Origin of the sequence: Deinococcus murrayi DSM 11303 (assembly GCF_000482805.1) — a bacterium.
GTDB classification, from domain to species: Bacteria; Deinococcota; Deinococci; order Deinococcales; family Deinococcaceae; genus Deinococcus; species Deinococcus murrayi.
The window spans coordinates 60237-73004 of record NZ_AXWT01000022.1; the positions used below are offsets into that span (position 1 = coordinate 60237).

The 12768-nt window shown below is 73.2% G+C and carries 10 protein-coding genes; 3 read left to right on the forward strand and 7 right to left on the reverse strand.

Annotation, left to right across the window (positions count from 1 at the left end; all coding sequences use genetic code 11):
- Nucleotides 1–43: 43 nt before the first annotated feature.
- The 5 genes from H565_RS0105515 to H565_RS0105535 form a co-directional block, all read right to left on the reverse strand.
- Entirely contained in the window at nucleotides 44–1234 is a 1191-nt protein-coding gene (locus H565_RS0105515) for an acetate kinase (protein ID WP_027460164.1), read from the reverse strand.
- A gap of 416 nt (nucleotides 1235–1650) precedes the next feature.
- Nucleotides 1651–2094 carry a tRNA (adenosine(37)-N6)-threonylcarbamoyltransferase complex ATPase subunit type 1 TsaE gene (gene tsaE, locus H565_RS0105520; RefSeq protein WP_027460165.1) on the reverse strand — a complete coding sequence of 148 codons (444 nt, stop codon included), beginning with the start codon at nucleotides 2092–2094 and terminating at the stop codon, nucleotides 1651–1653.
- Between the two features lie 24 nt (nucleotides 2095–2118).
- Nucleotides 2119–4047, reverse strand: a complete 1929-nt coding sequence (locus H565_RS0105525; protein ID WP_084542906.1) for a coiled-coil domain-containing protein — start codon at nucleotides 4045–4047, stop codon at nucleotides 2119–2121.
- On the reverse strand, nucleotides 4044–5615 hold the full coding sequence (locus H565_RS0105530) for a serine/threonine-protein kinase (protein ID WP_027460167.1): 1572 nt from the start codon (nucleotides 5613–5615) through the stop codon (nucleotides 4044–4046). The genes H565_RS0105525 and H565_RS0105530 overlap by 4 nt, the downstream gene beginning before the upstream one ends.
- Nucleotides 5612–6355, reverse strand: coding sequence for a roadblock/LC7 domain-containing protein (locus tag H565_RS0105535; RefSeq protein WP_027460168.1), 744 nt, complete (start codon nucleotides 6353–6355; stop codon nucleotides 5612–5614). Before H565_RS0105535 ends, H565_RS0105530 begins: the two co-directional genes overlap by 4 nt.
- Nucleotides 6356–6480: 125 nt before the next feature.
- Between H565_RS0105535 and H565_RS0105540 the strand changes: the two genes are divergently transcribed.
- Nucleotides 6481–7668 (forward strand): glycine C-acetyltransferase, encoded by a 1188-nt coding sequence (locus H565_RS0105540; protein WP_027460169.1) that lies wholly within the window; start codon nucleotides 6481–6483, stop codon nucleotides 7666–7668.
- Between the two features lie 124 nt (nucleotides 7669–7792).
- Nucleotides 7793–8515 carry a bifunctional demethylmenaquinone methyltransferase/2-methoxy-6-polyprenyl-1,4-benzoquinol methylase UbiE gene (ubiE, locus tag H565_RS0105545; protein ID WP_027460170.1) on the forward strand — a complete coding sequence of 241 codons (723 nt, stop codon included), beginning with the start codon at nucleotides 7793–7795 and terminating at the stop codon, nucleotides 8513–8515.
- A 21-nt stretch (nucleotides 8516–8536) separates the two neighbouring features.
- Here ubiE and H565_RS0105550 read toward each other — a convergent pair whose 3' ends face one another.
- Nucleotides 8537–11329: a YhgE/Pip domain-containing protein gene (locus H565_RS0105550; RefSeq protein WP_027460171.1), complete on the reverse strand. Its 2793-nt coding sequence runs from the start codon at nucleotides 11327–11329 to the stop codon at nucleotides 8537–8539.
- Between the two features lie 121 nt (nucleotides 11330–11450).
- Here H565_RS0105550 and H565_RS0105555 point away from each other — a divergent pair, with 121 nt between their 5' ends.
- Nucleotides 11451–12044 carry a TetR/AcrR family transcriptional regulator gene (locus tag H565_RS0105555; RefSeq protein ID WP_027460172.1) on the forward strand — a complete coding sequence of 198 codons (594 nt, stop codon included), beginning with the start codon at nucleotides 11451–11453 and terminating at the stop codon, nucleotides 12042–12044.
- Between the two features lie 94 nt (nucleotides 12045–12138).
- Here H565_RS0105555 and rpmF read toward each other — a convergent pair whose 3' ends face one another.
- Nucleotides 12139–12321: a 50S ribosomal protein L32 gene (rpmF, locus tag H565_RS0105560; protein ID WP_027460173.1), complete on the reverse strand. Its 183-nt coding sequence runs from the start codon at nucleotides 12319–12321 to the stop codon at nucleotides 12139–12141.
- Nucleotides 12322–12768: the final 447 nt, after the last annotated feature.

Sequence of the window (12768 nt, forward strand, 5' to 3'; positions counted from 1 at the left end):
GCGTGTGGCTTGTGGCTTGTGGAGAACTTCGGCGCTCTACACGCTACAGGCCACCCGCCACCAGCCGCTGCGTCTCGCGCGCAATCATCCATTCCTCGTTCGTGTTCACGACGAGGGCGGGGGGCTGGCTGCCCGGTGCGGTGACCAGGCCGCCCTGTCCGCGCACGGCCCGCGCGTTGGCCTGCGGGTCGAGCCGGAAGCCAAACAGCCCCAGCCGCTCCAGGGTGGCCGAGCGCACGGCGGCGCTGTTCTCGCCGATGCCGCCGGTAAAGACCAGCCCGTCGAGCCGCCCCAGCGCCACCGCCATTCGCGCCACGGCCCCCGCGAGGCGGTAGACGAAGACCTCCAGGGCGAGCCGTGCCCCAGGGTGGCCCCGCCCGGCGGCTTCCTCCAACTCGCGCATGTCGTTGCTGAGGCCGGAGAGGCCCAGCAGGCCGCTTTCCTTGTTCAGGGCCGCCGTGACCTGGGTGAGGCTCAGGCCCGCCTGCCGGGCCACGTAGTCGTGGAGGCCGGGGTCTACGTCGCCGCTGCGGGTGCCCATGACCAGGCCTTCGAGCGGGGTGAGGCCCATGCTCGAATCCATGCTGCGCCCGCCCGCGACCGCACACACGCTCGCCCCGTTGCCGAGGTGCGCGGTGACGAGGCAGAGGTCCTCCAGGGGCCGCCCCAGCAGCCGCGCCGCCTCGCCCGCCACGAAGGCGTGGCTCGTGCCGTGAAACCCGTAGCGCCGCACCCCGTGCTGGCGGTACCAGCTCTCCGGCACGGCGTAACGGTAGGCGACCTCTGGCATGGTCTGGTGAAAGGCCGTGTCGAAGACGGCCACGTGCGGCACGTCCCCGAAGGCGGATTGCGCCGCCTCGATTCCGGCGATGTTGGCGGGGTTGTGCAGCGGCGCGAGGGGCACGCAGGCCCGCACCGCCTCCAGCACCTCCGGCGTGAGGCAGGCTGGGGCGCTGAAGCGCTCGCCCCCGTGCACGACCCGGTGCCCCACCGCGCCGACCTCCCCGCGCAGCCCCAACGCTTCTAGCTCGGCCAACACGGCACCGAACGCCTCCGGGTACCCGCCGCCCGCGAGCGGCACGGTGCGGCGCTCGCCGCCGCGGTCGACCCGCACCGAGGCCGCCTCCGTGCCCAGCCGTTCCGCGAGGCCTGCGAGGGCCGTTTCTCCCGTGGCGGGGTCCAGCAGCGCGAACTTCAGGCTGCTCGACCCGCAGTTGACGACGAGGGTCCACATGGGGGGAGGGTAGCAGGGGCGAGGGGATGGATTGGGCGGGGGGGTGCTCGCACGGCCCCTCACCCCAAGCTCGCGCAAGGCCCTCTCTGCAAGCAGCTCTGCGAGTCCCAAGGGGGAGAGGTAAAAGATGCTCTTGCCGAAGCCCTCTTTCCTCTGCGTCAGCCGCCCTCAATGTTCCCACTGTGCGAGTTCACTTTCCAGGCAGCCGAGCCGTTCGGCGCGTCAGCGCCGAGGCCTTCCAATGGGGCGAAGCAGGGCGTGGAGGGGGAAACGGGGGCGGGGCAGACAGGACCGGAGCACGGAGGGAGGACCTTTGCCCAGCGCAGCGCTGCTCCCCCTGCCCCCCTGGGGGAGGGGGCTGGGGGGTGGGGGAAAACCGGAATCAAGACGCACTGCCCACCGACCCCCCCCCACGCTCACCGCACCCGCGTCACCCGCCGGACCTCCGGGTCCCCCTCCACGTGCTCCAGCCGCAGCACGGGCGCTGCCGGGTAGTCCGCGTACAGCCCCTCGCCCCACTCGACGATGCTGAGGCGACTGCCCGCCACGAGGTCTTCGAGGTCCATCTCGTACAGCTCGGCCACGTCGCGCACCCGGTAGGCGTCCACGTGCAGGACCCGCCCGGCGGGGGTGGGGTAGGCGTGCATCAGGGCGTAGGTGGGGCTGGTGACCCCTTCCGCGAAGCCGTAGGCCGCCACCAGCCCCCCCGTGAGGGTGGTCTTGCCCGCCCCCAGCTCACCTTCCAGAAAGAGGACCGCGCCGGGGGGCAGGGCGCGGGCGAGGGCGGCCCCCAGCGCCCGCTGCTCGTGCTCGCCGCGCAGCAGCCGCGATTCGCCGGAAAAGAGGGGCAGGTCAGTCATGGGGGCAGGATAGGGGAGGGCGGCCTACCCCTGCCCCTCCAGCCAGGCCCCGACCCGGTCGTCAATCGCTCCGGCGTTGGGGCCACGGGCGAGCCGCCATACGCCCGCGCCCTCCAGCCGCGCCGCCCACGCCGCCCGGTCGTCGGTGAGGCGCAGGGTCTGTCCGCCGAGGTCGTCGGCGTGGGCGAGCAGGGCGGCGACTCCCTGTGCGGCGGCGTCCCTGGGACCAGCCACGAGCTGCCCGCCCCGCACCCGCCAGGTGTCGTAGGGCAGCTCGGCGGCTTCGGGGGACGCCGCCGGGGCAGGCTCCGGCTCCAGCGCCGCTTCCTCGGCCTCTCCGCCGAGGTCGAAGACGTCCAGCAGGCCGCTGAGGGCGTCCGCGCCGAAGCTGGCCGTGACCTGCTGAGCGGCCTCGTACTCGGCGCGGGCTTCGGCCAGCAGGGCCTCGGCATCGGTCAGGGTCTGGGCGTAGCGCTCGCGGGCGAGGGCAGACATCCGCCCCAAGCGGCGCTGGGCGCGCAGGGTGTCGGCCAGCCGTCCGAGCTTCTGGGTGGTTTCGCCCGCGAGGTGCCGCACCGTGTCGTACTCCCGAATCACCCGGTCGGCGCGGGCATCGAAGTCCTCGCGCTGCTGAGCGGCCTGGGCCATGCGGCGTTCCAGGGCCGTCCACAGGGCCGACACGTCGGGCGTCTCGCCGCGTTTCAGGGCCTCGCGGGCTGCGGTCAGGCCGGGAGCCAGGTCGTCGGCAGCACCGGGCACGTCGCGGGCGGCGCGTTCGAGGTCCGCGAGGTCGCGCTGCACCTCCAGCCGCTGGGCCGCCCCCTCCGGGGCCGCTTGCAGGGCATCGAGGGTGGCGTGGAGGTCGCGCAGCTCGTCGGTCGCGAGGCCGCCCCCGTCCAGGGTGAGGCGAGCCACCCCCAGCGCCACCCGCGCTTCTTCCAGGGCGGGGCTGGGGGGCAGGGCCGCCAACGCCCCCTCCAGCTCTGCCAGGTCCGAGCGTTGCCGGGCGAGTTCGGCTTCGCGAACCTGCTCCAGCTCGCGCCGCCAGGCGTCCAGTGTCTCCGCGCTCAGGGTCCCGGCTGCCGCCTCTCCCCGCAGGGCCTGCAAGCGGGCCTCCAGCTCCGGGCGGGCGCGGCGCAGCGCCTCGGAGTCGCGGGCGAGGTCGGCGAGCTGCCGGGCGGCATGCTCCTGCTCCAGCGCGAGCACGCGGGCTTGCACGGCGGGGTCCACCGGGGCGGGGTCGCCGCCCTCCCCCGGCAGGGGCTGCATCACCGACGATTCGAGCTGTCGCCGCAGGGTAAAGGCGATGGACCGCGCCCGCTCGACCTCGGCGGGTTGCAGGACGCCGCCCTTTTGGGCTTCCTCGACCTGAGCCATCAGGCTCTCCAGGCGGCGCACCTCCTTGCCGCCCATCCCCTGCACCCGCCCGAACGCGGCCCGCAGCTCGGCGAGGTCCTGCGCCTGCGCGACCAGCCCTTCTTCGAGGCGGCGCTCCATCAGGGCGATGAGGTCCTGGCCCTCGCGCAGCAGTGGCCCCAGGTCAGCGCCCGCCGCCTGCTGCTGCCGGGCGACCCCCAGAATCCCACGCAGGCGCTGGGTTTCCGGCCAGTCAAAGTAGAGGGCAAACCGCCGAGCACCTTCCTCCAGGAGGCTCAGGTCCTCGCCTGGGGCCGCGGCAGGGGCGCTGGGGGCCGCCTCCAGCAGCGCCCCGATGACCTCCGAGACGCGGCGCTTGGCGAGGGCGGCGGGCACCGAGAGTTGCAGCCGTTTGAACACCTCGCGTTTGAGGATGTCTTCGAGGTCGCTCGGCCCCAGCGTCTCCGGCGTTTGGCCCCTGGCGCGTGCCGCGTCCGCCAGGATGCGCTCCAGGGCGCGGGGAGAGACGAGGTCTCCCAGCAGCCGCACGGGAAGGCGGTGCAGGGGTTCTTGGCGGGCGGCGGTGTGAGGACTCACAGGGCTTCCTCCCACTCCACCGTCGGCGTGGGCGCGAGCGTGGCCTCACGGCGGCTCCCCAGCAGGCCGAACTGCACGCACAGGCCCCGGAAGCCGTAGACCGCCAGCCCCAGCGCCGCAGCTGTGAGCAGCGCCCGCAGCGGCAACCCAAAGGGAGAGGCCCAGGGCGAAAAGGCCGGAGCCGCCCGCAGCGCCGCGACCCCCAGCAGGTCGCCCAGCCAGCCGACCGCCCCCAGTAACCCCTCCACGAAGGTGGGCAGCAGCAAGAGGGCGAGCGCCGCCGTAATCGCTCGCCAAAAGGGATTGCGCCCCCCAAAGGCGAGGTTGAGCAGGTACAGCGGCACAGGGGCGAGGAGCGCAAGCAGCAGCAGCAGCCCCGCCCGCAGGCCCCCGCCAAACGTTCCGGTCGCCGCGAGCGAGGCCCGGTCGACTGCCGGAAGCGAGCCGCGTTCCAGCCCAGCCAGCCCCGCAATAAGCGCCTGAACGCTGTCGGGGCGCAGGCTCCGCCGCTCCTGGGCCGCGCCCAGGGCCGCGAGATAGCCCTCAAAGTCGGGCGCGGTGCGCAGGGTGGCGGGGGCCGTCTCCAGCGCCGTGCGGGCGCGGGCAAGTTCGGCGCGGGCGGTGACCGGGTCGCCGTGGCCGCTGGCACTCAGGGCACGCCCCAGGGCGGCGTAAGCCTGGGCCAGGGCCACCTCGCCGGAGGGGGTGTCTGCGGGGGGCGCAGGGTCGGAGGGCGTGGATTCCGTGGCCGGGGTGGTCTCGGCGGGGGCTGCCGCGCTCTCCGCCGCCGGAGTGTCTGCCGCCGGGGGGGCGGGAGTCGCCGCCTGCTGCCGGGCAGGGGGGGTTGCCAGCGCCCGCATCAGCTCGGCGCTGCCCTGCTGCAGCTCGGCCAGCGACGCCGTTAGGCCCGCCCGGTCCCCGGCGGTGAGCTGGCCCAGCGCTTCCGTGAACTGCGCGGCCCGCAGGCTTCCGGCTCCGGCGTCCTGCACGGCGGTCAACCAGCCCGCCGCCCGCGCCAGCGCGAGGTAAGAAGCGGCGCTGCGCTCCGGCTGGGCTTCGGCCAGGGCCGCTTGCACCTTGGCCGCCGCTGCCCGTTGCAGCCGCCACGCGACCCGCTCGATTTGGCCCGCTGCCGCGTCGGTCTGGAGGGCCTGGGCAGCGGCGGCGCTCAGGCCGAACTCTTGAGCAAGCAGCCGCAGTTGATTGGGGCTGGGGGCGTCGCCGCTTCCCAGGCGGCTCAGGGTTTGGGCCGAGAGCGCCCCCCGCGCCAGCCCGCGGGCGAGCAGCACCTGGGCCTGAAGGTCGGCGGGGGTGCGGGCGAGCGCGGCGCGGGCCTGTCCCAGTGCCCCCCGGAGGCCCTCGACGAGGGGGCGGCTTTCCAGGGTGGGGGCCAGGCGCTCCAGGGCGGCCCCGGCGCGGTCGAGCTGGGTGAGGGCGGCCTCGGCGCTTTGCGGGCGGGCCGCCGCCGCCGCGTCGAGGCTGCGGGTCAGCTCGCGGTAGGCGGCAAGGTCCTGGGCCGCCGCGCTCCCCACCCCCAGCAGGGCCGCCAGCCATACAGCCCGCCTCATGCCGCGGCTCCGGCTTCGACCTGGCCGAGTTCGGCAAGCAGCCGCCCGATGTTGACCCCGGCCCCGGCGACGACCGCCACGCAGTAGTCTCCCAGCGGACGCATGCAGACGGTGCGGTCGCCCATGTCGGCGGACATCAGCCGCAGCGAGCGGGCCTGAAAGAGCAGCGCGGTGGCCGCGACCACCCCGCTCAGGCCGCCGCCCCCGCGCAGCGCCCGCTCGCGCAGCACCTCACCGCTCGCTCGGCACACGAGCACGCCCTGCACGCCCTGAAAGCGTCCGAGGTCCTGAATCAGGGCTTCTTGCCCCGCGGCGGTCTCCAGGGCGTAGGTGCGCCCGCCCGCGGGAGCGGCGTATTCGGGGTCGTCGAACTCAAAGTCGTCGGCGCTCAGGGCCGTGTCCACAGGGTCCTCCCAGGCGGGGGCGCTCCAGGCTTCCTCCGGGCTGTTTTCTTCCCAGGCGGCGGCGGGCGGCAAAAAGAGGGTGGGGGCCTTGGGGTAGCGGGCCTGCACCTCGGCGGCGAGCGCCTGCAACTCGGCACGGGCGCGGTCGGGGGGCAGCAGCCCAGAAAGCCGCCTGAGCAGGGGGCCGCGCAGCACCTGTTGCATCTGCACCGCGGTCACGGTATCGGGGCTAAAGCCACGCTCGCGCAGGGACGCCCGCAGCATGGTGTCGGCGGCCCGGTCGGACACGATGCCGGACAGGGCGCGCACGATGAGGGTGTACACGGCATTGGTCATAGGCCTGCTCGGAGTCTAAGCGGGAGGGGCTTACACTTTTCTTCCCCTCTTGCTGGCCCTCTTGCTGGCCCGCCCCGTCCCCGGCTCACGGTGCCGCGCCCCGATGCGCCTCTAGACTGCCCTCCATGACCCTCACCCTCCAAGAACGGCTGCGCGGCGAACTCGCGAGCTTGCGCGAGCAGGGCCTCCTGATTTCTCCCCGCGTCCTCGAAACCGCCAACCGCGCCCGCACCCGCGTGGGCGGGCGCGAGGTGGTCAACCTGGCGTCGAACAACTACCTCGGCTTTGCCGACCATCCCTTTCTCAAGGAGCGGGCCGAGCAGTACCTGCGCGAGTGGGGGGCGGGGGCCGGGGCGGTGCGGACCATCGCCGGAACGCTGAGCATCCACGAGGACTTCGAGCGCCAACTCGCCGAGTTCAAGCATGCGGGGAGTGCGCTGGTGCTCCAAAGCGGCTTTACGACCAACCAGGGGGTGCTCGGCGCTCTGCTGCAACCCGGCGACCTCGTCGTCAGCGACGAGCTGAACCACGCCAGCATCATCGACGGCCTGCGGCTGACCAAGGCCACCAAAAAGATTTACCGCCACGCCGACCCCGCCGACCTCGACCGGGTGCTCGCGGAGAACCCGACCGATGGCCTGAAGCTGGTCGTGACCGACGGCGTGTTCTCGATGGACGGAGACATCGCGCCGCTGGACCGCCTGATTGAGGTGGCGCGCAAGTACGGGGCCGTCACCTACGTGGACGACGCCCACGGCTCCGGGGTGCTGGGCGAAGCCGGGCGCGGCACCGTCCATCACTTCGGCTACGAGCACGCGGACGACGTGATTCAGGTCGGCACCCTGAGCAAGGCCTGGGGCGTCGTGGGGGGCTACGCGGCGGGACACGCCGACCTGCGCGAGCTGCTGGTCAACCGGGCGCGGCCCTACCTCTTTTCCACCGCGCACCCGCCCGCCGTCGTCGGGGCGCTTTCGGCGGCGCTGGACCTCGTGCAGCGCGACCCCTCCTTCATGGAGCGGCTGTGGGACAACACCCGCTTTTTCAAGGCCGAACTCGCCCGGCTGGGCTTCGACACGATGGGCAGCCAGACCCCCATCACGCCCGTCCTCTTCGGCGAGGCCGCAGCCGCGTTCGAGGCCAGCCGACGGCTGCTCGACGAGGGCGTCTTTGCGGTTGGCCTGGGCTTTCCCACGGTGCCGCGCGGTCAGGCCCGCATCCGCAACATCGTGACCGCCGAGCATACGCGGGACGACCTGGAGCACGCACTCGCGGCCTACGAGCGGGTGGGCCGGGCGCTGGGGGTGATGGGGTAGCGCTCAGCCCCGGCATCGTCGTCGGCGGCGGGTCTCGAAGGCGGCGCTCGTGGCAGGCCGCTGGGAGCTGGCGGCCCAAAGCCGAGGGCTGACAGCGGGGAGCGGCCCGCTCTACAGTTCCCCCATGACGAGTTCCCGCCCGCCCGTAGGCGACCAGCAGAACCGGGGGCGCGAGGTGCAGGCGATGTTCGCCTCCATCGCCCCCCGCTACGACCTTCTCAACCGGGTGCTCAGCCTCGGCGTGGACCGGGCCTGGCGGCGAGAAGCGGCGCGGGAGGCGCTGGCCTTCTCACCCCGGCGGCTGCTCGACGTGGCGACCGGGACCGGGGATTTCGCGCTGGAACTCAAGGCCCGCGCTCCCGAAACCGAAATCATCGGCAGCGACTTCGTGCCGCAGATGCTGGACATCGCTCGCGAGAAGGCCAGGGGACGGGGCCTGGAGGTGCGCTGGGAGGAGGGCGACGCCCTGAGCCTGCCCTACCCGGACGGCTCCTTTGACGCCGTGACCTGCGCTTTTGGCTTTCGCAACTTTTCTGACTACGGGCGGGGCCTCGCCGAGCTGTGGCGGGTGCTCGCGCCGGGCGGGCGGCTCGTCCTGCTGGAGTTTCCGCCGCCGCGCCCCGGCCTCTTCGGGGCGCTCTTCCGCTTTTACTTTCGGCGGGTGCTGCCGCGCATCGGGGCCGTGCTCAGCGGCCATGCGGGGGCCTACACCTACCTCCCGGAGAGCGTGCTCGCCTTTCCTGACCCGGAGCGCCTCGCCCGCCTGATGCACGCCACGGGCTTTCGCACCCGCTATCGCCTGCTGACCTTCGGCATCGCGGCGATTCACGTGGGGGACAAGGGTTAGGGCGTTCCCGCCCCTGCGCCCTCAGCCCACGTCGGTCAAGATGGGCGAGCGGAACTGGTGGTCGGGGGCAAAGCGCCAGCGGCGGCGGCCCAACAGGGCGGCCCCGAACCCCAGCAGGCCGGCGAGCAGCATGCGGCCCATGTAGACCCCGTACTGGCCCTCGTACGCGCCAAACATGGCGTAGCGCAGGGCATTGACCACGTCGGTCACGGGAATCAGGGTGTGAATCGCCTGAAAGAGGGGCGACGACAGCTCGGCGGGGTAGCTGCCGCCCGACGCGGCGAGTTGCAGCACCAGCAGCACGAGCGCGAGCAGGCGGCCCGCCGCGCCCAGCAGAAGGTTGAGGGCCACAATCAGGGTCAGGAAGGTGAGGCTGCCCAGCACGGCGGTCAGGACCACCAGCCCCGGATACAGGAAGCTCGCGCCCAGCAGGTGCACGCCCAGCACCACGACCAACGCTTGCCCCACCACGTAGGGGGCGGGCACCGTGAGCTTGCGCAGCACGCGGGCGAGTTGCGAGGTTTCCCGGCCACTTTCCGGCAGCAGCAGGTAGGGAAAGATGAAGGTGGTCAGGGTGCCCCCCACCCACAGCGCCAGCGCGATGAAGTAGGGCGCGAACGCTTCGCCGTTGGTCTGCACGGGCGCGGCCTGCGTTTCCCGCACGACCACGCTGGCCGCGAGGCCCTCCGGGTCCCCGGTCAGCGTCTGCGGCTGGTCGGGCACTCGGTCGGCGAGCTGGCTCAGGCCCTCGCGCAGGGTGCGGGCACCGCTCTGCAGCTCCGCCGCGCCGGAGGCCAGCCGCTCCGCCCCGTCGCCGAGCTGCGCAAGGCCCCCGGTGAGGTCCCCGGTCTTGGCCGCGAGGGTGCGGGCACCGTCCCGCAGCGTCCGCAGGTCCTGCGGGGCGGGCAGTTGCCCGGCGATGGAGTTCAGGGCGCTGCCCAGCTTCAGGTTTCCGGCCACCAGCGTGTTCACGCCCTGCTGGAGGGACTGCGCTCCGGCCCGCAGCTTCTGAGCGCCGTTCGCCGCTTCCTCGGTGCGTTGCGCAAGGGTCGCCGCCCCGGTGTGCAGTTGGGCCGCGCCGCTGTGCAGGCGGCCCGCTCCGGCAGCGAGGTGGGCCGCCCCCGCCGCCGCCTGCTCCGCGCCCGCCGCCGCTTCCCCGGTCTTGCGGGCGAGGGTATTCGCCCCGGTCGCCAGCTGCTGGGCACCCGCCTGGAGTTGCCCGGCTCCCTGGGCGAGCTGTCCGGCCCCCTCGGCGGCGGCGGCGCTGCCCTGCGCGGCGCGGTGGGCCTGCTCCGCGAGGGTGGCCGCGCCCGCCCGGAGCTGCCCGGCCCCCTGCGCCGCCGCGTCCGCCCCGCTCTGGAGCGCCCCCAGCCGGGTGGCCAGCTCCGCCGCGCCCGCCTGAAGCTGTCCCGCCCCCTGCGTGAGGCCAGCGCTGGCCTGCCGCAGCGGCTCTGGGAAGAGGGGCTGCTCGTGTACCTGCTGGGCGAACTGGCGGCTTTGCTGGGCCAGGCGGGTCGCCCCCGCGCTCAGCTCCTCCGCGCCGCCGCGGGCCTGCCCCGCGCCCGCCTGCACCTGCCCCAGGCCGCCCGCGAGGTCCTGCGCCCCGGCGGCGAGGCGGCCTGCTCCGTCCGCGAGCTGGCCCAGCCCCGTGCGCAGGGACGGCAACTGTGCCGCGAGCGGCGCGGCCCCGTCCCGCAGGGTTCCAGCCCCCTGAGCCAGCTCCGCCGCGCCGCTGCCGAGGTGGGCCGCCCCCCCCTGCACCTGCCCCAGGCCGCGCGACAGCTCTGGCAGCCGCGCCGCGAGCTGGTCCGCGCCGCCCTGAAGTTGCCCGGTGCCCTGGGCGAGGCGGGCCGCCCCGCCGCGCAGCTCGGCTGTGCCGCCCTGGAGCTGCCGCAGGCCGCCCGCGAGGGCCGCGCCCCCCCGCGCCAGCTCCGCCGCCCCCTGCTGGAGGGGCCGCAACTGGGCCTCGCTGGGGGCGGCCTGGGCCAGTTGCCGCAGGCCCGCGCCGAGCTGTTGCGAGCCGTTGGTCAGACGCGAGACCCCCGCCGCGAGGTCCCCGGCCCCCCGCGTGAGCTGCTCTCCCCCGGCGTGCGCCGAGGCGACGCCCCGCCGGAGGGCCGTCGCTCCCTGCGCGAGTTGCCCGGCTCCGTTCTCCAGGCGGGCGGCTCCGTCCCGGAGCTGGCGGGTCGCCGCTCCCAGGTCACGCAGGCCCCGCTGCACGTCCGCGAGGGACGTTTGCACGATGTCCCAGCGGCTACTGCCCAGCTTGCCGTTGAGGGTGCGGGCGATGTCTTCTGCCACGCTGCTGCCCACCCGGCTGGCAAAGGTGCTCAGGCCGGGGCTGCTGTAGAGGTGCAGCTCGCCGTGCTCGCGGCTTTGTCCGGCGATCGCCCGGCGGCTAAAGTCCGGCGGCACCGTGAGGGCAAAGTACACCTCCCCGCGCCGCACCGCCTCCTGCGCGGCCTGCTCGCTGGGATAGTCGATGAGCTTCACGGGGGGGTCTTGGCGCAGCTCCCTTACCAGGTCGCGGCCCAGGTGGTACGTCTTGCCCCGGAAGGTGGTGCCCGCGTCGCTGTTGACCAGGGCGACGGGCAGGTCCGTGAGCCGCCCGTAGGGGTCCCAGACGCCCGCCAGATAGATGGCGACATACAGCACGGGCACGAGCAGGATGGCGAGGGCCGCCCCCCACATCAGCGGGGCACGCCACAGCCGCCGCTCGCTTGGCGTGAGCTGCCGGTAGTCGTCCCGTAAGCGGCGCCGCCGTGGGGGGGTGGGGATGAGGGCCGGGTCGGTGGGGGCAGTCGGGTCGGGCATGGTGGTCTCCCTGGGCGGGGGAGGGCAGCGCGGGGCCGCCCTTTCCGTCCGGGCGTCAGCATGCACCTCTACTGACAATCTGTCAAGTGACAAAGTGTCAGTGATGAGGTAGAGTGGGGCTATGCCTTCTCCCGCTTTCCCCGCCGTTCGCAAGCGTCTGCCCTCCGAGGACCGGCGGCAGCAGATTCTGGAGGTCAGCGCCCGCCTGTTTGTCGAGCGGGGCTTTGAGGCGGTGGGGATGGGGGACATCGCCCAGGCGCTGGGCGTTTCCCGCCCCACGGTCTACAGCTATTTCACGTCCCCTGAAGGGGTGCTGGGAGCGCTGCTCGACGAGCGGCTGCGCGACTTGCTGACCCGGTTAGAGCCGCTGCTCTCGGCGCAAGCGGGGCAACCCGGCCTCATCGAAGGGGTCTTTCACTTCCTGCTGGGCGAGCGCGACACCCTCGCGCTGCTGCACAGCGGCACGGGCGCGGGCTTTCAGGCGCGGCGGCGCGGCTTTCTGGACGACCTCGCGGCCCGGCTGCGGGGGCACCCCGGCCTCCTCGCCGGACAAGACCCTGACCTGCTGCTGCTCATCACCACCCTGCTGGACGCGCTCGCCCACCGCACCGTCACCGACCCCGCCCTTGACGCGGGCCGCCTCGCCCGCACCCTGGGCACCTTCGTGCGCGGCGGCGTGCAGGCCGTGCTGGAGGGCACCGCGCCCGGAACATAAGCGGGGGGCTGCCCCCCCAGCCCTCACCAAACAACAAACAAAGAGGCCCCCGCCGGGGGAGCCTCTTTCTTAGGTCTGGCTTAGGTCTGGAATCTCAGACCGCAAGCACCTGACGGCCCGCGTAATAGCCGCAGCTGGGGCAGATGTGGTGCTGAAGCTTCTTCGCGTGGCACTGGGGGCACTCGACGAGGTTGGGGGCAACCAGCGCGTGGTGGCTGCGGCGCATGTCGCGCTTGCTCTTGCTGGTCTTCTTCTTGGGGACGGGATGCTTCGCCATGGTGTTTCTCCTCGCTTCTTGCCGCGCGGCGCTGGGGGAACTGTGTCGGTCGACGGGGGAGCGCCGGGGCCATCTTCTCGGCCTGGGCCAGGCCGGGGAGCACGGGCCGGGCGCGAGACAACAGCGGGGAGTATAGCACGCCCGCTGGGGCCGCCGTCCATCCCACCTGGCTCCGCTCAGGCTTTTATCTCAACTCGGTTGAGGGCTGAGGAGACGGAGGGCAGCCAGGGGGTTGAGGCGGAGCTGGCGAACAAGTGCGGTGACGTGACGCGTCTGTGAGGACAGCAGGGCCAGGACCACGCCATTGAGGACAGCGCGTCCTTGAGCACCTTTGCGCAGACGGCATCGGTCCTCGTGAAGGACAGTGTCGCGACGATGGTGCGAGCGGTTTTCGATCCCCCAATGACCCCGCCAATAGTCCTCCGCTTCCTGAGCCGTCAGCAGCCT